Genomic DNA, 19,258 nt, shown 5'->3' on the forward strand with positions numbered 1-19,258 from the left:
GTTACGAAATATGCAAGCGCGTGTAAAGTGGGTTGAGGGGTTAACCTTCCTCGGTGAGTCCGCCTCTGGTCACCAAATTTTGATGGACGGTAACTCCGGTGATAAAGCGCCGAGCCCGATGGAAATGGTATTAATGGCTGCGGGCGGTTGCAGCGCAATTGATGTGGTTTCGATCCTGCAAAAAGGTCGTCAGGATGTGACCAACTGCGAAGTGAAACTGACCTCAGAGCGTCGTGATGAAGCGCCGCGCCTGTTTACCCACATTAACCTGCATTTCATCGTAACGGGTAACGATCTGAAAGATGCGTCCGTTTCGCGCGCAGTCGATCTCTCTGCGGAAAAATATTGCTCTGTGGCGCTGATGCTGGAAAAGGCGGTGAACATTACCCACTCCTATGAAGTGGTTGCTGCTTCGTGATGTCATGCCTGATGGCGTTTCACTTATCAGGCCTACAGGATATAAACGCGTAGGCCGGATAAGGCATCAGCCGCCATCCGGCAAAATAACACCTTACTCTATCTTTTTGCCTTCCATCAGTCGCTGGACCAGCGGCAGCATAATCAATTCCATCGCCAGACCCATTTTCCCGCCCGGAACAACCAACGTATTGATATGGGAAATGAATGATCCCTGCAGCATGGCCAGTAGCCACGGGAAGTCGATCCCTTCCAGGTTCCGAAAATGAATCACGACAAAGCTTTCATCCAGGGATGGAATACTTTTGGCGGCAAAGGGGTTGGAGGTATCAACGGTCGGTACGCGCTGGAAGTTAATGTGCGTACGGGAAAACTGCGGCGTAATGTAATTGATGTAATCGTCCATTGAGCGCACCACCGAGTCCATCACCGCTTCGCGCGAGTGTCCCCGCTCGCTGGTATCGCGGGTCAGCTTCTGAATCCATTCCAGGTTCACGATCGGCACTACGCCAACCAGCAGATCGACATGCCGGGCCACGTTTTGCTGTGGGGTTACGACGCCGCCGTGCAGTCCTTCATAGAACAGGACATCCGTCGGTTCAGGCAGCGGCTGCCAGGGCGTAAATGTACCCGGAACCTGATTCCACGGTACGGCCTCATCGTAGGTGTGCAGATATTTTCGCGACTGACCTTTGCCCGTCTGGCCGTATTCGATGAAGGTTTGCTCCAGCAGACCGAAGTCATTAGCTTCGGGGCCGAAATAGCTGATATGCCGCCCGGCATCGCGCGCTTTGCGAATCGCCATGTCCATTTCCGGACGGGTATAACGATGAAAACTGTCACCTTCCACCTCGGCGGCGCGCAGATTTAACTGCGCGAAAATTTTACGAAACGCGAGGCTGGTGGTGGTGGTCCCCGCGCCGCTGGACCCTGTTACCGCAATCACCGGATGTTTGGCAGACATAACAACTCCATGAATAGGTTGAATTTTTATTATAGTCGGCCGTCGGTTACGGATTACTCGTGAATCTGCTTCCTCGGCATAATGTTGACCGTTTCATGCAGTTCGGACCATACCAGCACGGCTTCACCAGATTGTAGTTGGCGTTTGACGTCGGCGACTTTTTGTTCGAGCGAGCGTTCATGTTCACCATAATCGGTGCCTTCGCGCAAGACAAAGCTTTCAATCAGATTGTCCAGTGCGTCCGGGGAGATATCTTGCCAGGGGATGATCATGATGATGCCTCCAGATACGTTGTCAGCCAGTCCGGGATTCTGGATTCCAGCCACATCTCAGGACGGCGCACCGTGCCGCCAATGAATCCGACGTGGCCGCCGTGTTCCGTCAGTTGATACTCTACCTGTGAGGGCAGATTTTCCGGTTTAGGGATCACGTGATGATCCATAAACGGATCGTCTTTGGCATGGATAATCAGCGTGGGTTTGGCGATCTGGTTGAGCAACGGCATAGCGCTACACTGACGGTAATAGTCTATAGCATCGGCGAAACCGTGGATTTTGGCGGTGATCAGATCGTCAAAATCGCGAATGCGACGCAGAGATTTCAACTGGCCCAGACTCACCGGCAGCGATCCTGGATACGCCTCTAGCTTACGCGAGGCATTGGCTTTCAACAGGTTTAGCAGGTAGCGCTGATAGACCCGGGAGAATCCCTTGTCCATATGGTAACTACAGGCTTCCAGCACGAAAGGCGCGGAAACGATAACCGCGGCATCAATTGGAATCTCAGTACCTTCTTTTGCCAGCAGACAGGCCAGCATGTTTCCACCGAGCGAATAGCCTACCGCCGCGGTCGGCACGCGACCGAACTCACGTGCCAGCCAGTGTAAAAACCAGGTGCCATCTTCTGTTTCACCGGAGTGATAAATACGGTTCAGACGATTGGGTTCGCCGCTGCAGCCGCGAAAATGCATCACCACGCCCAGCCAGCCGCGCTTTTGCGCTGCTTCAATCAGGCCATGTGCGTACGGGCTGTTCAGACTGCCTTCCAGACCGTGAAAAACCACCAGGCGCGGTTTATGTTTCGCCTGTTGCGGATCTTCACTCCATGCCAGATCGACAAAATCACCGTCGGGCAATTCCAGACGCTGCCAGTGGGCGTCGAACTTCACCTTGCGGCGAATTAAACGCGGCAGCATCGTCTGCAGATGGCGGTTACTGATACCGCGCATCGGACGGAATTCTCGTGAATCGTCGGTAGGTGGAGTTATTTCTGTGGACGTGATTTCAACCATAACACCAGAGCAACTAATAATCGGAAAGAATAACTATACCGCGCACAGCGCGTGCGGGTTAGCCAATATGTGATTTTGTCGCGAGTCAGTCAGCAGGCAATCATCGGCTATAGTGCCGGATGGCGGCTTCGCCTTATCCGGCACTCATGATTACTTGGCCTGCATCTGCTCAAGCTGTTCCTGAGCCTCCAGCCAGGCCATCTCGCACTCTTCCAGTCCGGATTTCGCACTGGCCTGCTGCTGCAAGCATGCTGTGAGTTCGGCTTTGCGGCTTTGGTCGTACAGTTCGCTATCGCCGAGTTTTTCTTCCGCCTGCGCCAGCTGTGCGTGCAGTTTCTCCATCTCTTTTTCCAGACGGGTAATCTCTTTACGTAGCGGTTGCGTCAGGGTGCGTAGTTCAGCTTCGCGACGCTTCTGGTCTTTACGTGCTTGGGCGCTGTTAACGCTCTCTTTTACCGGTTCGTCGCTCTGGTTTTCCTGTTTTTGCACATCGCTCAGCCACTGCTGATAATCCTCAAGATCGCCATCAAACGGCTCGACTTTCTTGTCGTGCACCAGATAGAGGTCATCGGTAGTAGAGCGAATCAGGTGACGGTCGTGCGAGACCACAACCAGTGCGCCTTCGAAATCGATCAGCGCTTCGGTCAGCGCCTGACGCATATCCAAATCCAGGTGGTTGGTCGGTTCATCAAGCAGCAGCAGGTTCGGGCGCTGCCAGACGATCAATGCCAGCACCAGACGCGCTTTTTCACCTCCGGAGAAGCGGCGAGTCTCTTCGCTGACTTTATCGCCCTGGAAGCCGAATCCGCCGAGGTAGTCTCGCAGTTTCTGCTCCAGCTCCTGCGGCGCCATGCGCGCCAGGTGCTGAATCGGTGATTCATCGGCGCGCAAAAACTCCAGCTGGTGCTGTGCGAAGTAACCCAGCTTGATGCCTTTTGCCAGGCCAATCTCGCCGTTGATGGGGGCCAGTTCGCCGGCCAGCAACTTAATCAGCGTAGATTTACCCGCGCCGTTGCGTCCGAGCAGGCCGATGCGAGACCCCGGCACCAGATTCAGTTTGATCGAATCGAGAATGACGCGGTCGCCGTAGCCGGCGCTGACCTTTTCCATCTTTAACAGCGGGTTCGGCAGGCTTTCCGGCTCGCGGAAGCTGAAGTGGAACGGGTTGTCCACGTGCGCAGGGGCAATCAGCTCCATGCGTTCCAGCATTTTGATACGGCTCTGCGCCTGCTTTGCTTTGGTGGCTTTAGCGCGGAAACGATCGATATAGCTTTGCAGATGCGCCACGCGCTCCTGCTGGCTTTCGTACATTGCCTGTTGCTGTGCGAGGCGGGTCGCTCGCTGGATTTCAAACGCGCTGTAGTTGCCGGTGTACTCGAACATCGTTTGCTGTTCGATATGAATAATTTTATCCACCACCGGGTCGAGGAAGTCGCGGTCGTGGGAGATCAAAATCAGCGTGCCCTGATAGCTTTTCAGCCATCTTTCCAGCCAGATCACCGCGTCGAGATCGAGGTGGTTGGTCGGTTCATCGAGCAGCAGCAGGTCTGAACGGCAAATCAGCGCCTGAGCCAGGTTGAGACGCATACGCCAGCCACCGGAAAAATCGCTGACGGGACGTTCAAGCTGTTCGTTGGAGAAGCCGAGGCCATGCAGCAGGCTGGCGGCGCGTGAGCGCACAGTCCAGGCGTCGATGGCATCCAGCTTGCCATGGACGGTGGCAATGGCGTGTCCATCGTTACGTTCGTTGGCATCGTTCAACTGTGCTTCCAGTTGACGATACTCGCGGTCGCCGTCAATCACATACTCCAACGCCGGCTGTGGCAACGCAGGCGTTTCCTGATTAACCCACGCGAGCTGCCAGTTTCCCGGATAGGTAAATCCTCCGGCGTCGGCGCTGAGTTCATTTTTCAGCAATGCCAGCAGGGTAGATTTACCGCAGCCATTTTTACCTACCAGGCCAACTTTCTGCCCTGGATTAATGGTGGCCGTGGCATTTTCCAGCAAGACGCGCACGCCGCGACGAATTTGTAACGATGAGAAAACAATCATAAGGCGCCGTATGTTCAGACTATGTTAATTTATCATTATGATAATGTAATGTGTGGGCCATTTGCCGCACCGAGGCGCAATGGTAGCCCAAAACGTCGAAAATAGACAAAAGACAAAACCGGGAGGGGGATGATGTTCCAGCCAGCGAAAGTCTTGCTGCTGTATGCCCATCCGGAATCTCAGGACTCGGTCGCGAACCGGGTACTGCTTAAACCGGCCATGCAGCTCAGCAATGTTACCGTGCACGACCTGTACGCGCACTATCCTGACTTTTTTATCGACATTCCGCATGAGCAGGCGCTGCTGCGCGAGCATGATGTGATTGTTTTTCAGCATCCGCTCTACACCTATAGTTGCCCGGCTTTGTTAAAGGAGTGGCTTGACCGCGTACTGAGCCGAGGATTTGCCAGCGGCCCCGGGGGGAATCAACTGGCGGGAAAGTACTGGCGGAGCGTTATCACTACCGGAGAGCCGGAAAGCGCCTACCGCTATGACGCGCTAAACCGTTATCCAATGAGCGATGTACTGCGCCCTTTTGAGCTAACGGCCGGTATGTGCCGCATGCACTGGATGAGCCCTATCATTGTCTACTGGGCCAGACGGCAAACGAAGCAGGAGCTGGACAGCCATGCGAAAGCGTATGGTGACTGGCTGGCGAATCCGATCCCTGTGGGAGGCCGCTGATGGAAGGTTCTGATTTATTGACTGCCGGCGTGTTGTTCCTCTTCGCGGCGGTGGCTGCCGTTCCGCTGGCCTCAAAGCTGGGTATCGGTCCGGTGCTGGGTTACTTGCTGGCGGGGATTGCTATCGGCCCATGGGGATTAGGGTTCATCAGCGATGTGGATGAAATCTTACACTTTTCCGAACTGGGCGTAGTTTTTCTGATGTTCATCATTGGGCTGGAACTGAATCCAGCCAAACTGTGGCAATTGCGGCGTTCAATTTTTGGCGTCGGCGCCGCGCAGGTGATGCTAAGCGCGGTCGTGCTGGCAGGGCTACTGATGCTTACAGCGTTCTCCTGGCAGGCAGCAGTGGTTGGCGGCATTGGTCTGGCGATGTCATCGACTGCTATGGCGCTACAGTTGATGCGCGAAAAAGGCATGAATCGCAGTGAATCCGGACAACTGGGCTTTTCGGTGCTGCTATTTCAGGATCTGGCGGTGATCCCCGCATTGGCGCTGGTTCCGCTGCTGGCGGGGTCTGCTGACGAACATTTTGACTGGATCAAAGTAGGGATGAAGGTGCTGGCCTTTGCCGGCATGCTGATTGGCGGGCGCTATTTGCTGCGTCCGGTTTTCCGCTTTATTGCGGATTCTGGCGTGCGGGAAGTGTTCACCGCCGCCACGCTGCTGTTAGTGCTGGGTTCTGCTTTATTTATGGATGCGCTGGGTCTGTCGATGGCGCTGGGGACCTTTATCGCGGGCGTTCTGCTGGCGGAAAGCGAATACCGACATGAGCTGGAAACGGCAATCGATCCGTTTAAAGGCCTGTTGCTTGGCCTGTTTTTTATCTCCGTAGGTATGTCGCTTAACCTTGGCGTGCTCTATACCCATATTTTGTGGGTGGCGGCGAGCGTGATGGTGCTGGTGGTAGTAAAAATGCTGGTGCTGTATGTACTGGCGCGTCTTAACGGCATGAGAAGCTCAGAACGGATGCAGTTTGCCGGAGTTTTAAGTCAGGGCGGTGAATTCGCTTTCGTGCTGTTTTCAACGGCCTCTTCCCAACGGCTGTTTCAGGGTGACCAAATGGCGCTGTTGTTGGTGACCGTCACGCTGTCGATGATGACCACGCCGCTGGTGATGAAGTTGATTGATAAATGGCTCTCCCGCCAGTTTAACGGCACGGATGAAGAAGATGAAAAACCCTGGGTGGAAGATGATAAACCGCAGGTGATTGTGGTGGGTTTCGGGCGCTTTGGTCAGGTTATTGGTCGTCTGTTGATGGCCAATAAAATGCGTATTACCGTCCTGGAAAGAGATATCAGCGCAGTGAATTTAATGCGCAAATATGGCTATAAGGTCTATTACGGTGATGCCACGCAGGTGGATCTGTTGCGTTCCGCGGGTGCAGAAGCCGCACAGTCTATTGTTATTACCTGTAATGAACCTGAAGACACTATGAAGCTGGTGGAGCTGTGCCAACAGTATTTTCCGCATTTGCATATTCTTGCGCGTGCGCGCGGACGTGTAGAGGCGCATGAGTTATTACAGGCTGGTGTGACGCAGTTTTCCCGCGAAACGTTTTCCAGTGCGCTGGAGTTAGGGCGAAAAACGCTGGTTACGTTAGGCATGCATCCGCACCAGGCTCAGCGCGCTCAGCTGCATTTTCGGCGGCTGGATATGCGCATGTTGCGGGAACTGATCCCCATGCACACGGATACGGTACAAATCTCCCGAGCCAGGGAAGCCCGGCGCGAGCTTGAGGAGATTTTCCAACGAGAGATGCAGCAAGAGCGACGTCAACTGGATGGCTGGGATGAATTTGAGTAGAGGTAACCATGGCAATTCGTAAACGTTTTATCGCAGGCGCAAAATGTCCGTCCTGCCAGGCGCAGGATACGCTGGCGATGTGGCGCGAAAATAATATCGATATTGTTGAGTGTGTTAAGTGCGGTCATCAGATGCGGGAAGCCGATAAAGAGGCGCGCGAGCACGTTCGCAAAGAAGAGCAAGTGATCGGGATTTTTCATCCGGACTAGCGATATGGCGCAGCTTTTTTTAAGCTAGAGGGTACACGGGTGCAGAATTCCGCTACAATCTGCGCCACTATTCTTTCCATGCTCAGGAGATATCATGAAAGTAGCAAAGGACCTGGTGGTCAGCCTGGCCTATCAGGTACGTACAGAAGACGGTGTGTTGGTTGATGAGTCTCCGGTGAGTGCACCGCTGGACTACCTGCATGGTCACGGTTCCCTGATTTCTGGCCTGGAAACAGCGCTGGACGGTCATGAAGTTGGCGACAAATTCGATGTTGCTGTTGGCGCAAACGACGCATACGGTCAGTACGACGAAAACCTGGTGCAGCGCGTTCCTAAAGACGTCTTCATGGGCGTTGACGAACTGCAGGTTGGCATGCGTTTCCTGGCTGAAACTGACCAGGGTCCAGTACCGGTAGAAATTACCGAAGTGGAAGACGACCACGTTGTGGTTGACGGTAACCACATGCTGGCTGGCCAGAACCTGAAATTCAACGTAGAAGTTGTCGCTATCCGCGAAGCGACCGAAGAAGAGCTGGCTCACGGCCACGTTCACGGTGCGCACGGTCACGACCACGATCATGACCACGGTCATGACGGTTGCTGCGGTGGTCACGGTCACGACCATGGTCACGAGCACGGTGGCGAAGGCTGCTGCGGCGGTGGCGGTAAAGGTAACGGCGGCGGTTGCGGTTGCCACTAATCGTTATACGGCATAAAAAAAAGCGGGAATATCCCGCTTTTTTTATGTCTCAATAATGTGGCGGCGGGGTCTCTTCAGACTGCGACGCGATGTGGGACGGCTGCGTTGCTTTGAGCTTCTCCGTCAATAAACGCAGATGGTCGCGGAGTTTTGCCATTTCCAGTTCATGCGCGGTCACCGTCACGTTGAGCTCTTCAATGGTTATCTCCTGAAATGCCAGGCGACTTTCCAGTTCAGCCAGGCGAGTTTCCATTGTTGTATCCTGCATGATTCACCTCTTTCTTTTTTCTCCGGCAGATCGCGGACTGCGGCGAATTCTACTTAACTTTGCCTGTTTGCACAGCACTCAATCTTCGGTCACGAAACTAATTTAAACAAAAAGAGTCTGAAAAGTGGTGATAATAGGGCGTGCCCGTATGTTGATTTGTTCTGCAACGCTTTATAGTACATTTTTATGTTAGCTAACCTTGGGGTGAGATGCCCCGGCCCTGGAGATATGGATGAAATCACTGTTTAAAGTAACGCTGCTGGCGACCACAATGGCTGTTGCTCTGCATGCCCCGATCACCTTCGCTGCTGACGCTGCGAAACCAGCCGCTACTGCTGACAGCAAAGCAGCATTCAAGAATGACGACCAAAAAGCCGCTTACGCGCTGGGCGCGTCCCTGGGTCGTTATATGGAAAACTCTCTGAAAGAGCAGGAAAAACTGGGCATCAAACTGGATAAAGATCAGCTGATCGCTGGCGTTCAGGATGCGTTTGCAGACAAGAGCAAACTGTCTGACCAGGAAATCGAACAAACTCTGCAGGCGTTTGAAGCACGCGTGAAGAGCTCCGCTCAGGCGAAAATGGAAAAAGACGCGGCTGACAATGAAGCCAAAGGTAAAGTTTACCGCGAGAAATTTGCTAAAGAGAAGGGCGTTAAAACCTCTTCTACTGGCCTGGTCTATAAAGTAGAGAAAGAAGGTACCGGCGCTGCACCGAAAGATAGCGATACCGTGGTAGTCAACTACAAAGGTACGCTGATTGATGGTAAAGAGTTTGATAACTCTTATACCCGCGGTGAGCCGCTCTCTTTCCGTCTTGACGGTGTTATCCCTGGCTGGACCGAAGGCCTGAAAAACATCAAGAAAGGCGGCAAAATCCAGCTGGTTATCCCGCCGGATCTGGCTTATGGCAAAACCGGCGTACCGGGCATTCCGGCTAACTCTACGCTGGTCTTTGATGTTGAACTGTTAGACATCAAACCGGCACCGAAAGCCGATGCGCAGCCAGATGCTGCACCGGCAGCTAAAGCTGCGGACAGCAGCAAAAAGTAAGTAACCAGATACCGCCGCCCACAGGGCGGCGGTTTTTTATTATCGACAGGATATAATTAATACTGGAAAGCGCCTTGTGCGCTGTATTACTTTAGATGCCCCTATAATAGTGATGAGCCTGCCCTGACAACATAACGACAGGCTCCTGAAAAGGAGTGCTTTTTTTCATGTCCAGGTCGCTTTTAACCAACGAAACCAGTGAGCTAGATTTACTGGATCAACGTCCTTTCGATCAAACCGATTTCGATATCCTCAAATCCTACGAAGCGGTTGTGGACGGGTTGGCGATGCTCATTGGTTCCCATTGTGAAATCGTATTGCACTCTTTGCAGGATTTGAAATGCTCTGCCATCCGCATTGCTAACGGTGAACACACGGGCCGCAAAATTGGCTCGCCGATTACTGACCTTGCGTTGCGTATGCTGCATGATATGACGGGTGCGGATAGCAGCGTGTCGAAGTGTTACTTCACACGTGCGAAAAGCGGTGTCTTGATGAAGTCGGTGACGATTGCCATTCGCAACCGTGAGCATCGCGTGATTGGTCTGCTGTGCATCAACATGAACCTTGATGTTCCATTCTCGCAGATAATGAATACCTTTATTCCTCCGGAAACCCCGGAAGTGGGTTCTGCCGTTAACTTCGCTTCTTCGGTGGAAGACCTGGTTACCCAAACGTTGGAATTCACGATTGAAGAAGTGAATGCCGATCGTAATGTTTCCAACAATGCCAAGAATCGCCAGATTGTCCTGAATCTGTATGAGAAAGGTATCTTCGATATTAAAGATGCCATTAACCAGGTCGCCGATCGGCTGAACATCTCCAAGCACACGGTTTACCTCTATATTCGTCAGTTCAAAAGCGGCGATTTCCAGGGGCAAGACAAGTAATGCGTTTTGCCATTATGGTGACGGGGCCAGCTTATGGCACGCAGCAGGCGAGCAGCGCGTTGCAATTTGCTCACGCGTTACTCAAAGAAGGGCATGAGCTATGCAGCGTCTTTTTCTATCGTGAAGGTGTGTATAACGCCAACTTCCTGACTTCACCTGCCAGTGATGAATATGATCTGGTGCGGGCCTGGCAACAGCTGAACCAGCAGCATGGCGTGACGCTGAATATCTGCGTAGCTGCGGCGCTGCGTCGTGGCGTCGTTGATGAAACAGAAGCGAAGCGACTGGGACTGGCAGGGGCTAATTTACAATCAGGTTTTAACCTCAGCGGGCTGGGTTCGCTGGCTGAGGCATCCCTGACCTGCGATCGCGTGGTGCAGTTTTAATGAAACGTGTTGCTTTTGTCTTTTCTACCGTGCCGCATGGCAGTTCGTCTGGCCGCGAAGGGTTAGATGCCTTACTGGCGACATCGGCGTTAACGGAAGACCTCGGCGTATTTTTTATCGGCGATGGCGTTTTTCAAATCCTCCAGGGACAACAGCCGGATGTCGTGCTGGCTCGCGACTATATCGCAACCTTCAAGCTGTTAGGGTTGTACGATATCGATCAATGTTGGCTTTGTGCCGCCTCGTTACGCGAGCGGGGCCTCCAGCAGGGGGGGGATTTTGTGGTCGATGCGACAGCGTTAGAACCGGAAGATTTACGCCGTGAGCTAGGCAAATATGACGTCATTTTAAGGTTTTGAGATACTCATGCTGCACACATTACATCGCTCCGCGTGGCTTACCGATTTCTCCTCTCTTCTTCGCCTGATTGATAAAGACGATGAACTTTTATTGCTTCAGGATGGCGTGACCGCGGCAATAGAAGGGAGCCGTTTCCTTGAAAGTCTGCAAAATGCCTCCATTAAGGTCTATGTACTGGAAGAAGACATTAAAGCTCGCGGCTTAGGTGGTCAAATTTCAGACAGTGTCGTCAGGGTTAGCTATACTGACTTCGTCAGACTTACGGTGAAGCATCCCAGCCAGATGTCCTGGTAATTGTGGGATCGTTGTATATTTCTTGACACCTTTTCGACACCGACCTAAAATTCTGCGTCCTCATATTGTATGAGGTCGTTTTATTACGTGTTTACGAAGCGAAAGCTACAACCAGGAGCTATTTAATGGCAACAGTTAACCAGCTGGTACGCAAACCACGCGCACGCAAAGTTGCAAAGAGCAACGTGCCTGCACTGGAAGCATGCCCGCAGAAACGTGGCGTATGTACTCGTGTATATACTACCACTCCTAAAAAACCAAACTCCGCACTGCGTAAAGTATGCCGTGTGCGTTTGACTAACGGTTTTGAAGTGACTTCCTACATCGGTGGTGAAGGTCACAACCTGCAGGAGCACTCCGTGATCCTGATCCGTGGCGGTCGTGTAAAAGACCTCCCGGGTGTTCGTTACCACACCGTTCGCGGTGCGCTTGACTGCTCCGGCGTTAAAGACCGTAAGCAATCACGCTCCAAGTATGGCGTGAAACGTCCTAAGGCTTAATGGTTCTCCGTTAAGTAAGGCCAAACGTTTTATATTAATGTCAAACTAAACTCGTAGAGTTTTGGACAATCCTGAATTAACAACGGAGTATTCCCATGCCACGTCGTCGCGTCATTGGTCAGCGTAAAATTCTGCCGGATCCTAAGTTCGGATCAGAGCTGCTGGCTAAATTTGTAAATATCCTGATGGTAGATGGTAAAAAATCTACTGCAGAAACCATCGTATACAGCGCGCTGGAGACCCTGGCTCAGCGTTCTGGTAAAGATGGCCTGGAAGCTTTTGAAGTAGCCCTTGAAAACGTGCGTCCGACTGTCGAAGTTAAGTCTCGCCGCGTTGGTGGTTCTACTTATCAGGTTCCAGTTGAAGTCCGTCCGGTTCGCCGTAATGCCCTGGCAATGCGTTGGATCGTTGAAGCTGCTCGTAAACGCGGTGATAAATCCATGGCTCTGCGCCTGGCGAACGAACTTTCTGATGCTGCAGAAAACAAAGGTACTGCAGTTAAGAAACGTGAAGACGTTCACCGTATGGCAGAAGCCAACAAGGCGTTCGCACACTACCGTTGGTAATCCCTTCGGAGTTTTAGTCACCAGGCGGGCGCTTCTAGTAAGCAGCCCGCTTTGGGCTACTTAAATTGAACGCCTAAAAGATAAACGAGGAATCAAATGGCTCGTACAACACCCATCGCGCGCTACCGTAATATCGGTATCAGTGCGCACATCGACGCCGGTAAAACCACTACTACCGAACGTATTCTGTTCTACACCGGTGTAAACCATAAAATCGGTGAAGTTCATGACGGCGCAGCCACCATGGACTGGATGGAACAGGAGCAGGAGCGTGGTATTACTATCACCTCCGCAGCGACTACTGCATTCTGGTCTGGTATGGCTAAGCAGTATGAACCGCATCGCGTAAACATCATCGACACTCCGGGGCACGTTGACTTCACTATCGAAGTAGAACGTTCCATGCGTGTGCTTGATGGTGCAGTAATGGTTTACTGCGCAGTTGGTGGTGTTCAGCCTCAGTCTGAAACCGTATGGCGTCAGGCAAACAAATATAAAGTTCCACGCATTGCGTTCGTTAACAAAATGGACCGTATGGGTGCGAACTTCCTGAAAGTTGTTGGTCAGATCAAAACCCGTCTGGGCGCGAACCCTGTTCCGCTGCAGTTGGCGATTGGCGCTGAAGAAGCGTTCACCGGTGTTGTTGACCTGGTGAAAATGAAAGCCATCAACTGGAACGAAGAAGATGCAGGCGTAACCTTCACTTATGAAGATATCCCGGCTGACATGCAGGAACTGGCTGAAGAATGGCACCAGAACCTGATCGAGTCCGCTGCGGAAGCTTCAGAAGAGCTGATGGAGAAATACCTGGGTGGTGAAGAACTGACTGAAGAAGAGATCAAAAAAGCTCTGCGTCAGCGCGTTCTGAACAACGAAATCATCCTGGTAACCTGTGGTTCTGCGTTCAAGAACAAAGGTGTTCAGGCGATGCTGGATGCGGTAATTGATTACCTGCCATCCCCAGTCGACGTACCTGCGATCAACGGTATTCTGGACGACGGTAAAGATACTCCGGCTGAGCGTCATGCTAGCGATGAAGAGCCGTTTGCTGCTCTGGCATTCAAAATCGCTACCGACCCGTTCGTGGGTAACCTGACCTTCTTCCGCGTGTACTCTGGTGTGGTTAACTCCGGTGACACCATCCTGAACTCAGTGAAAACTGCACGCGAGCGTTTTGGCCGTATCGTACAGATGCACGCTAACAAACGTGAAGAGATCAAAGAAGTTCGCGCGGGCGATATCGCTGCTGCTATCGGTCTGAAAGACGTGACCACTGGTGACACTCTGTGTGACCCGGATCACCCGATCATTCTGGAGCGTATGGAATTCCCTGAGCCGGTAATCTCCATCGCGGTAGAACCGAAAACCAAAGCTGACCAGGAAAAAATGGGTCTGGCTCTGGGCCGTCTGGCTAAAGAAGACCCGTCATTCCGCGTTTGGACTGACGAAGAATCTAACCAGACCATTATCGCCGGTATGGGTGAGCTGCACCTCGACATCATCGTTGACCGTATGAAGCGTGAATTCAACGTTGAAGCGAACGTCGGTAAACCTCAGGTTGCTTACCGTGAAGCGATTCGCGCGAAAGTTACCGATATCGAAGGTAAACACGCTAAGCAGTCTGGTGGTCGCGGTCAGTACGGTCATGTTGTTATCGACATGTACCCGCTGGAGCCGGGTTCAAACCCGAAAGGCTACGAGTTCATCAACGACATCAAAGGTGGTGTAATTCCTGGCGAATACATCCCGGCCGTTGATAAAGGCATCCAGGAACAGCTGAAATCTGGCCCGCTAGCTGGTTACCCGGTTGTTGATCTGGGCGTGCGTCTGCACTTCGGTTCTTACCATGACGTTGACTCCTCTGAGCTGGCGTTTAAACTGGCCGCTTCTATCGCCTTCAAAGATGGCTTTAAGAAAGCGAAACCAGTTCTGCTTGAGCCTATCATGAAGGTTGAAGTAGAGACTCCGGAAGAGAACACCGGTGACGTAATCGGTGACTTGAGCCGCCGTCGTGGTATGCTTCGTGGTCAGGAATCCAACGTCACTGGCGTTGTTATCCATGCTGAAGTTCCGCTGTCTGAAATGTTCGGATATGCAACCCAGCTGCGTTCTCTGACCAAAGGCCGTGCTTCTTACTCCATGGAGTTCCTGAAGTACGACGATGCGCCGAACAACGTTGCTCAGGCCGTTATTGAAGCCCGTGGTAAATAAGCCACAGGATTAAAACCTAAGTCCCGTGCTCTCTCCCCAGGGGAGAGCACTATAGTAAGGAATATAGCCGTGTCTAAAGAAAAATTTGAACGTACAAAACCGCACGTTAACGTCGGCACCATCGGCCACGTTGACCACGGTAAAACTACCCTGACCGCTGCAATCACCACCGTACTGGCTAAAACCTACGGCGGTGCTGCTCGTGCATTCGACCAGATCGATAACGCGCCGGAAGAAAAAGCTCGTGGTATCACCATCAACACTTCTCACGTTGAATATGACACCCCGACTCGCCACTACGCACACGTAGACTGCCCGGGCCACGCCGACTATGTTAAAAACATGATCACCGGTGCTGCGCAGATGGACGGCGCGATCCTGGTTGTTGCTGCGACTGACGGCCCGATGCCGCAGACTCGTGAGCACATCCTGCTGGGTCGTCAGGTAGGCGTTCCGTACATCATCGTGTTCCTGAACAAATGCGACATGGTTGATGACGAAGAGCTGCTGGAACTGGTAGAAATGGAAGTTCGTGAACTTCTGTCTCAGTACGATTTCCCGGGCGACGACACTCCGATCGTTCGTGGTTCTGCTCTGAAAGCGCTGGAAGGCGAAGCAGAGTGGGAAGCGAAAATCATCGAACTGGCTGGCTTCCTGGATTCTTACATCCCGGAACCAGAGCGTGCGATTGACAAGCCGTTCCTGCTGCCTATCGAAGACGTATTCTCCATCTCCGGTCGTGGTACCGTTGTTACCGGTCGTGTAGAGCGCGGTATCATCAAAGTTGGTGAAGAAGTTGAAATCGTTGGTATCAAAGAGACTGCTAAGTCTACCTGTACTGGCGTTGAAATGTTCCGCAAACTGCTGGACGAAGGCCGTGCTGGTGAGAACGTTGGTGTTCTGCTGCGTGGTATCAAACGTGAAGAAATCGAACGTGGTCAGGTACTGGCTAAGCCGGGCTCTATCAAGCCGCACACCAAGTTCGAATCTGAAGTGTATATTCTGTCCAAAGACGAAGGCGGCCGTCATACTCCGTTCTTCAAAGGCTACCGTCCGCAGTTCTACTTCCGTACTACTGACGTGACTGGTACCATCGAACTGCCGGAAGGCGTTGAGATGGTAATGCCGGGCGACAACATCAAAATGGTTGTTACCCTGATCCACCCAATCGCGATGGACGACGGTCTGCGTTTCGCAATCCGTGAAGGCGGCCGTACTGTTGGTGCGGGCGTTGTTGCTAAAGTAATGAGCTAATTATTGATTAATTAGCTTTGAGCTTAAAAAGGGCGCTTCGGCGCCCTTTTTGCTGTCCGCGATTTAGCAGTTGTCATATTTATTCGCATTTTTCATTCATTCTCCCGCTGCGTAAATAGCGTTGTGCTATTGTAATCATAACTATTCTCATTTACACTTTGCGCAGAAATTGAACGGGAGCGATCATGTACGTTTGTTTGTGTAATGCGATAAGTGATAAAAAAATACGTCAGGCTGTTCGCCAGTTTCATCCTCAGTCCTTTCAGCAATTGCGTAAATTTATTCCTGTTGGAAATCAATGCGGTAAGTGCATTCGTGCTGCCCGCGAAGTCATGCAGGATGAATTAACGCAAATGCCAGAATTTAAAGAGATCGCCTAAGTCACACTCTTTTTTTTGACATCCCTGTAGCCCCATCTACGCTCTAAGAGTGGAAGCGGAGGGACTATAAAATGAAAGGTGATGTTAAAATCATAAATTATCTCAATAAACTATTGGGAAATGAGCTTGTCGCAATCAACCAGTATTTTCTCCATGCTCGTATGTTCAAAAACTGGGGACTGACTCGCCTCAATGATGTTGAGTACCATGAATCTATCGATGAGATGAAACACGCTGATAAATATATTGAGCGTATTTTATTCTTAGAAGGGCTCCCAAACTTACAGGATCTTGGTAAGTTGGGTATAGGCGAAGATGTTGAAGAGATGCTGCAATCCGATCTTCGACTCGAACTCGATGGGGCTAAAGATTTACGTGAAGCCATTGCCTATGCCGACAGCGTCCATGACTACGTTAGCCGGGATATGATGATCGAAATCCTTGCTGATGAAGAAGGTCACATTGACTGGCTGGAAACGGAACTGGATCTGCTCCAGAAGATGGGACTCCAGAACTATCTTCAGGCACAGATTCGCGAAGCGTAGACGCAAACTTTGCAGAGCGGCAGGCCTGCCGCTCCTTTCAGTACCCGATAACACCTGAGCTTTGCGCGCTGAAAATCAACCAGCCTGCCAGTCCAAGCCACGGACCGAACGCGATAAGCGGTATCGACGTCCTTCGGGTAAGGCGTAGGATCAGCCACCAGACAATGCCCAGCAATGATGCAGCGAGTAAAATGGGCGGTAGCGCTGGCCATCCACACCAGGCACCCATCGCCGCCAGTAGCTTAGCGTCACCCAGGCCGATGCCCTCTTTGCCCGCGAGTATTTTGCATCCCCACCAGACCAGCCATAGCGTCAGATAGCCAGCGACAGCGCCGTACAGCGCGTCGGGTAACATCTCTCTGTCGTAAACGCTGTGATACATCAGACCGAGCCAGAGCAGCGGCTGCGTCAGCACATCCGGCAGCAGGTACGTCCGGAGATCAATTTGCGCCAGTGCGAAAATAAACCAGAACAGCGTCATGATGGCAATCGCATCAGACATTGAAGGGACAAACGCGGCGATAAGCGCAAAAACACAAGAACACGCCAGTTCAGTCAGTGGGTAACGCCATGAAATTGGCTTAGCGCAGGCCTGGCAACGCCCCCGCTGCCACAGCCAACTGAATAGTGGAATAGTGTTACGCACCGATAGCCTGTGCTGGCAGTGCGGACAGTGCGACGGAGGCCAGGCGATATTCCATGTTTCGCTGTGCCGATGCTCAATCATGATCGGCAGTCGATAAACCACTACATTCATAAAGCTGCCGACTATCAGCCCGACAAATGCCATTGCTGCAATGTTAATGAGTTCCGTCATTTCCCCACCGGATAGAGTTCAAGGGCTTCCACCGCAATCTCCCCGGCGACCGGGCGGGCGCTAAACGTGAGTTGCGAAACCTGTATTCCCTCATTTTGTAGGGTATTAAGCCACGCAAATAATGGTTCGGTTTTGACAACGGGAAGCGAGATCGCAAAATGATCGGGAGTGGATGTCACAACGCTGATATTCAGACCTGCCTGCTGCGCGCTATGTTGTATCAGTGCCGGATCGGTCTTTGTGCCCGGTCTACTTGCAACTAATCCGCGACGCTGAATCGCCTCATTTACCCACAGGATCTCACTCCTGAGACGATCATTTTCCTGCCTCTGCTGTGAAATAGCGTTATCCAGGGGCTGAACCACGCCGTACCAGAATCCCGCCAGCAGACAGAAAACGGCGAGGAATATCAGACTGCGTTGCTCTCTGCCGTTTTTTTCGCTCCACCAGCTATTCATATTCATTTGCGCTCCTTCAGGGTCAGCCGGACGCTACCTGTCGTCCCTTCTGGCGGTTGAGTCAGGATAAATTCGTCGTTTGTCTGCACCATAAAGCGGCGAAGATGTTCCGGATCGCGAACGTTGAGCGTCAGGGTAAAAAGGCGTTGTTCGAGCCGGTAGTTGACCTCGCGGATGGTAAGCCCCGGCAATGTGCTTAATCGGGTCTGAAGCTGAGTCAGTAACGTCAGCACATCCGGATAGCGATCCCTCGCGGACGATTCGAAGAAATATTTAAAATTGCTGTTGCGGTTATCACCTGGGAAATAGCGGTTCCACAGGGTGGCACCTTCAGCTGAGAGCGCCTGTTTCTGTTGATGAAGCTGCCAGAGCATCACCCCTTTCAGCCCTGAGAAGAGCGCTATTGCCAGGGCAAATGTTGCTATGGCGGCATATTTCAGCAGACGCGGGGTCGGTTGTGTCGGGGGCAAAGGGCGGAAGCTGCCGTGTAATACGTTAATGTCCTGAATATTATCGCCATTGCAGGCGCACGCCAGCGGCGGCTGCCAGTCAAGGTATTCGACATAAGCGTGAGGCACAGGAAGCGGGCTGGCGCTGATGATTTTTTGCTCTGTATGGCTGGCGAGTAAATGCGTGAGCAGTGCTTCACTCAGCACGCCTGTTTTCCACGCGTCGTAACGGATTAACCATCGCTCATCTTGTTTTAGCAGACTCCAGCTATCCGTGACATACGGCAGCCAGAAACCATCCGGAACGATATACGTCAACGTCACGCCAGCTGTGCGGAAAGTCGTCAATAGATCGTTCAGCGTAGTCCTGGCGATCCCGGCCAGATGGAGCGTGTTTTCTTCTCTGGCGAGAACCGTCCAGTGCAGGCTATCTGTATCACCGACAACGGCGTCCTCCACCAGCCAGCCCAGCGTTTGTTCACTGATTTTGTAGTTTTCCGTTGGTAATTCGACGCGACGAAAACAGAAATAATCAGGTGACAGGAACAGGCAGGCGTTACCGGCATCCGGCAGGTCGGCCAGCGCGTTCGGCTGGAGGTAAGCCGCCTGTTCAACAATAACCGGAGGCTGTGCCTCGTTGGGGCAGCACCATTCCAGTTTTCCCGGCAGCGGACGTAGCAGTAATGTGTCTGGCGTCATTTAGTTCC

Annotated in this window: 23 protein-coding genes and 1 pseudogene; 16 read left to right on the forward strand and 8 right to left on the reverse strand. The window is 52.3% G+C overall.

Annotated elements, in window-relative coordinates:
- Positions 1-10: 10 nt before the first annotated feature.
- Entirely contained in the window at positions 11-418 is a 408-nt protein-coding gene (locus O6D90_RS01850; RefSeq protein ID WP_016154773.1) for an OsmC family protein, read from the forward strand.
- Positions 419-511: 93 nt separating this feature from the next.
- On the opposite strand, the gene O6D90_RS01855 is transcribed toward O6D90_RS01850, so the two are convergent.
- The 4 genes and pseudogenes from O6D90_RS01855 to O6D90_RS01870 all read right to left on the reverse strand — a co-directional run bounded on the left by O6D90_RS01855 (position 512) and on the right by O6D90_RS01870 (position 4,724).
- On the reverse strand, positions 512-1,381 hold the full coding sequence (locus tag O6D90_RS01855; RefSeq protein ID WP_003827751.1) for a phosphoribulokinase: 870 nt from the start codon (positions 1,379-1,381) through the stop codon (positions 512-514).
- A gap of 53 nt (positions 1,382-1,434) precedes the next feature.
- Positions 1,435-1,653 (reverse strand): YheU family protein, encoded by a 219-nt coding sequence (locus O6D90_RS01860; protein ID WP_003023615.1) that lies wholly within the window; start codon positions 1,651-1,653, stop codon positions 1,435-1,437.
- Positions 1,650-2,718, reverse strand: a pseudogene (locus O6D90_RS01865) (hydrolase). Before O6D90_RS01865 ends, O6D90_RS01860 begins: the two are co-directional and overlap by 4 nt.
- A 104-nt stretch (positions 2,719-2,822) precedes the next feature.
- Positions 2,823-4,724: an ABC transporter ATP-binding protein gene (locus tag O6D90_RS01870; RefSeq protein WP_016157622.1), complete on the reverse strand. Its 1,902-nt coding sequence runs from the start codon at positions 4,722-4,724 to the stop codon at positions 2,823-2,825.
- A 132-nt stretch (positions 4,725-4,856) separates the two neighbouring features.
- Here O6D90_RS01870 and kefG point away from each other — a divergent pair, with 132 nt between their 5' ends.
- The 4 genes from kefG to slyD all read left to right on the forward strand — a co-directional run bounded on the left by kefG (position 4,857) and on the right by slyD (position 8,122).
- A complete protein-coding gene (kefG, locus tag O6D90_RS01875; protein WP_003023629.1) occupies positions 4,857-5,408 on the forward strand; it encodes a glutathione-regulated potassium-efflux system ancillary protein KefG in 552 nt (183 codons plus the stop codon).
- The gene (kefB, locus tag O6D90_RS01880) at positions 5,408-7,213 is read left to right on the forward strand and encodes a glutathione-regulated potassium-efflux system protein KefB (protein ID WP_016154769.1); all 1,806 of its coding nucleotides are present in this window, start codon (positions 5,408-5,410) and stop codon (positions 7,211-7,213) included. Before kefG ends, kefB begins: the two co-directional genes overlap by 1 nt.
- A gap of 8 nt (positions 7,214-7,221) precedes the next feature.
- Entirely contained in the window at positions 7,222-7,422 is a 201-nt protein-coding gene (locus O6D90_RS01885) for a YheV family putative zinc ribbon protein (RefSeq protein ID WP_016154768.1), read from the forward strand.
- 94 nt (positions 7,423-7,516) lie between these two features.
- A complete protein-coding gene (slyD, locus tag O6D90_RS01890; protein ID WP_003023634.1) occupies positions 7,517-8,122 on the forward strand; it encodes a peptidylprolyl isomerase in 606 nt (201 codons plus the stop codon).
- A gap of 49 nt (positions 8,123-8,171) precedes the next feature.
- On the opposite strand, the gene O6D90_RS01895 is transcribed toward slyD, so the two are convergent.
- Positions 8,172-8,390 (reverse strand): protein SlyX, encoded by a 219-nt coding sequence (locus O6D90_RS01895; RefSeq protein WP_003023639.1) that lies wholly within the window; start codon positions 8,388-8,390, stop codon positions 8,172-8,174.
- 232 nt (positions 8,391-8,622) lie between these two features.
- On the opposite strand from O6D90_RS01895, the gene fkpA reads away from it, so the two are divergent.
- The 11 genes from fkpA (at position 8,623) to bfr (ending at position 16,827) form a co-directional block, all read left to right on the forward strand.
- Positions 8,623-9,441 (forward strand): FKBP-type peptidyl-prolyl cis-trans isomerase, encoded by an 819-nt coding sequence (fkpA, locus tag O6D90_RS01900; protein ID WP_016154767.1) that lies wholly within the window; start codon positions 8,623-8,625, stop codon positions 9,439-9,441.
- Positions 9,442-9,608: 167 nt separating this feature from the next.
- Entirely contained in the window at positions 9,609-10,331 is a 723-nt protein-coding gene (locus tag O6D90_RS01905; protein ID WP_003023643.1) for a helix-turn-helix transcriptional regulator, read from the forward strand.
- On the forward strand, positions 10,331-10,717 hold the full coding sequence (tusD, locus tag O6D90_RS01910; protein WP_016154766.1) for a sulfurtransferase complex subunit TusD: 387 nt from the start codon (positions 10,331-10,333) through the stop codon (positions 10,715-10,717). The genes O6D90_RS01905 and tusD overlap by 1 nt, the downstream gene beginning before the upstream one ends.
- The gene (tusC, locus tag O6D90_RS01915; RefSeq protein WP_016157621.1) at positions 10,717-11,076 is read left to right on the forward strand and encodes a sulfurtransferase complex subunit TusC; all 360 of its coding nucleotides are present in this window, start codon (positions 10,717-10,719) and stop codon (positions 11,074-11,076) included. The genes tusD and tusC overlap by 1 nt, the downstream gene beginning before the upstream one ends.
- Positions 11,077-11,083: 7 nt before the next feature.
- Positions 11,084-11,371 (forward strand): sulfurtransferase complex subunit TusB, encoded by a 288-nt coding sequence (gene tusB, locus O6D90_RS01920; protein ID WP_016157620.1) that lies wholly within the window; start codon positions 11,084-11,086, stop codon positions 11,369-11,371.
- Positions 11,372-11,496: 125 nt separating this feature from the next.
- Positions 11,497-11,871, forward strand: a complete 375-nt coding sequence (gene rpsL, locus O6D90_RS01925; protein WP_003023654.1) for a 30S ribosomal protein S12 — start codon at positions 11,497-11,499, stop codon at positions 11,869-11,871.
- Between the two features lie 95 nt (positions 11,872-11,966).
- On the forward strand, positions 11,967-12,437 hold the full coding sequence (gene rpsG / locus O6D90_RS01930) for a 30S ribosomal protein S7 (RefSeq protein ID WP_016154763.1): 471 nt from the start codon (positions 11,967-11,969) through the stop codon (positions 12,435-12,437).
- Positions 12,438-12,533: 96 nt separating this feature from the next.
- A complete protein-coding gene (fusA, locus tag O6D90_RS01935; RefSeq protein ID WP_016154762.1) occupies positions 12,534-14,648 on the forward strand; it encodes an elongation factor G in 2,115 nt (704 codons plus the stop codon).
- A 69-nt stretch (positions 14,649-14,717) separates the two neighbouring features.
- Complete coding sequence (tuf, locus tag O6D90_RS01940) at positions 14,718-15,902, forward strand: elongation factor Tu (protein WP_003031109.1); 1,185 nt, start codon at positions 14,718-14,720, stop codon at positions 15,900-15,902.
- 185 nt (positions 15,903-16,087) lie between these two features.
- Positions 16,088-16,282, forward strand: coding sequence for a bacterioferritin-associated ferredoxin (gene bfd / locus O6D90_RS01945; protein ID WP_003031111.1), 195 nt, complete (start codon positions 16,088-16,090; stop codon positions 16,280-16,282).
- 71 nt (positions 16,283-16,353) lie between these two features.
- Entirely contained in the window at positions 16,354-16,827 is a 474-nt protein-coding gene (gene bfr, locus O6D90_RS01950) for a bacterioferritin (RefSeq protein WP_016154761.1), read from the forward strand.
- A gap of 37 nt (positions 16,828-16,864) precedes the next feature.
- Here the strand turns inward: bfr and O6D90_RS01955 are convergent, their stop codons facing one another.
- The 3 genes from O6D90_RS01955 to gspL are packed head-to-tail and all read right to left on the reverse strand — an operon-like array spanning position 16,865 to position 19,250.
- A complete protein-coding gene (locus O6D90_RS01955) occupies positions 16,865-17,644 on the reverse strand; it encodes a prepilin peptidase (protein ID WP_016157619.1) in 780 nt (259 codons plus the stop codon).
- Entirely contained in the window at positions 17,641-18,108 is a 468-nt protein-coding gene (gene gspM, locus O6D90_RS01960; RefSeq protein ID WP_016157618.1) for a type II secretion system protein GspM, read from the reverse strand. The genes O6D90_RS01955 and gspM overlap by 4 nt, the downstream gene beginning before the upstream one ends.
- Positions 18,105-19,250, reverse strand: a complete 1,146-nt coding sequence (gene gspL, locus O6D90_RS01965; protein ID WP_016157617.1) for a type II secretion system protein GspL — start codon at positions 19,248-19,250, stop codon at positions 18,105-18,107. The genes gspM and gspL overlap by 4 nt, the downstream gene beginning before the upstream one ends.
- Positions 19,251-19,258: the final 8 nt, after the last annotated feature.

Origin of the sequence: Citrobacter sp. 21OH12SH02A-Citro, assembly GCF_027919895.1 — a bacterium.
In the GTDB taxonomy this organism is placed as follows: Bacteria; Pseudomonadota; Gammaproteobacteria; order Enterobacterales; family Enterobacteriaceae; genus Citrobacter; species Citrobacter braakii.

Excerpts from the sequence above, each read along its gene's own strand:
- O6D90_RS01870 (WP_016157622.1), bottom strand. The coding sequence starts at position 4,724 with ATGATTGTTTTCTCATCGTTACAAATTCGTCGCGGCGTGCGCGTCTTG.
- O6D90_RS01860 (WP_003023615.1), bottom strand. The coding sequence starts at position 1,653 with ATGATCATCCCCTGGCAAGATATCTCCCCGGACGCACTGGACAATCTG.
- kefB (WP_016154769.1), top strand. The coding sequence starts at position 5,408 with ATGGAAGGTTCTGATTTATTGACTGCCGGCGTGTTGTTCCTCTTCGCG.
- O6D90_RS01955 (WP_016157619.1), bottom strand. The coding sequence starts at position 17,644 with ATGACGGAACTCATTAACATTGCAGCAATGGCATTTGTCGGGCTGATA.
- rpsG (WP_016154763.1), top strand. The coding sequence starts at position 11,967 with ATGCCACGTCGTCGCGTCATTGGTCAGCGTAAAATTCTGCCGGATCCT.
- tusC (WP_016157621.1), top strand. The coding sequence starts at position 10,717 with ATGAAACGTGTTGCTTTTGTCTTTTCTACCGTGCCGCATGGCAGTTCG.
- O6D90_RS01855 (WP_003827751.1), bottom strand. The coding sequence starts at position 1,381 with ATGTCTGCCAAACATCCGGTGATTGCGGTAACAGGGTCCAGCGGCGCG.
- O6D90_RS01850 (WP_016154773.1), top strand. The coding sequence starts at position 11 with ATGCAAGCGCGTGTAAAGTGGGTTGAGGGGTTAACCTTCCTCGGTGAG.
- fkpA (WP_016154767.1), top strand. The coding sequence starts at position 8,623 with ATGAAATCACTGTTTAAAGTAACGCTGCTGGCGACCACAATGGCTGTT.
- bfr (WP_016154761.1), top strand. The coding sequence starts at position 16,354 with ATGAAAGGTGATGTTAAAATCATAAATTATCTCAATAAACTATTGGGA.
- O6D90_RS01895 (WP_003023639.1), bottom strand. The coding sequence starts at position 8,390 with ATGCAGGATACAACAATGGAAACTCGCCTGGCTGAACTGGAAAGTCGC.
- gspL (WP_016157617.1), bottom strand. The coding sequence starts at position 19,250 with ATGACGCCAGACACATTACTGCTACGTCCGCTGCCGGGAAAACTGGAA.
- tusD (WP_016154766.1), top strand. The coding sequence starts at position 10,331 with ATGCGTTTTGCCATTATGGTGACGGGGCCAGCTTATGGCACGCAGCAG.
- gspM (WP_016157618.1), bottom strand. The coding sequence starts at position 18,108 with ATGAATATGAATAGCTGGTGGAGCGAAAAAAACGGCAGAGAGCAACGC.
- slyD (WP_003023634.1), top strand. The coding sequence starts at position 7,517 with ATGAAAGTAGCAAAGGACCTGGTGGTCAGCCTGGCCTATCAGGTACGT.
- rpsL (WP_003023654.1), top strand. The coding sequence starts at position 11,497 with ATGGCAACAGTTAACCAGCTGGTACGCAAACCACGCGCACGCAAAGTT.
- tusB (WP_016157620.1), top strand. The coding sequence starts at position 11,084 with ATGCTGCACACATTACATCGCTCCGCGTGGCTTACCGATTTCTCCTCT.
- O6D90_RS01905 (WP_003023643.1), top strand. The coding sequence starts at position 9,609 with ATGTCCAGGTCGCTTTTAACCAACGAAACCAGTGAGCTAGATTTACTG.
- kefG (WP_003023629.1), top strand. The coding sequence starts at position 4,857 with ATGTTCCAGCCAGCGAAAGTCTTGCTGCTGTATGCCCATCCGGAATCT.
- O6D90_RS01885 (WP_016154768.1), top strand. The coding sequence starts at position 7,222 with ATGGCAATTCGTAAACGTTTTATCGCAGGCGCAAAATGTCCGTCCTGC.
- bfd (WP_003031111.1), top strand. The coding sequence starts at position 16,088 with ATGTACGTTTGTTTGTGTAATGCGATAAGTGATAAAAAAATACGTCAG.
- fusA (WP_016154762.1), top strand. The coding sequence starts at position 12,534 with ATGGCTCGTACAACACCCATCGCGCGCTACCGTAATATCGGTATCAGT.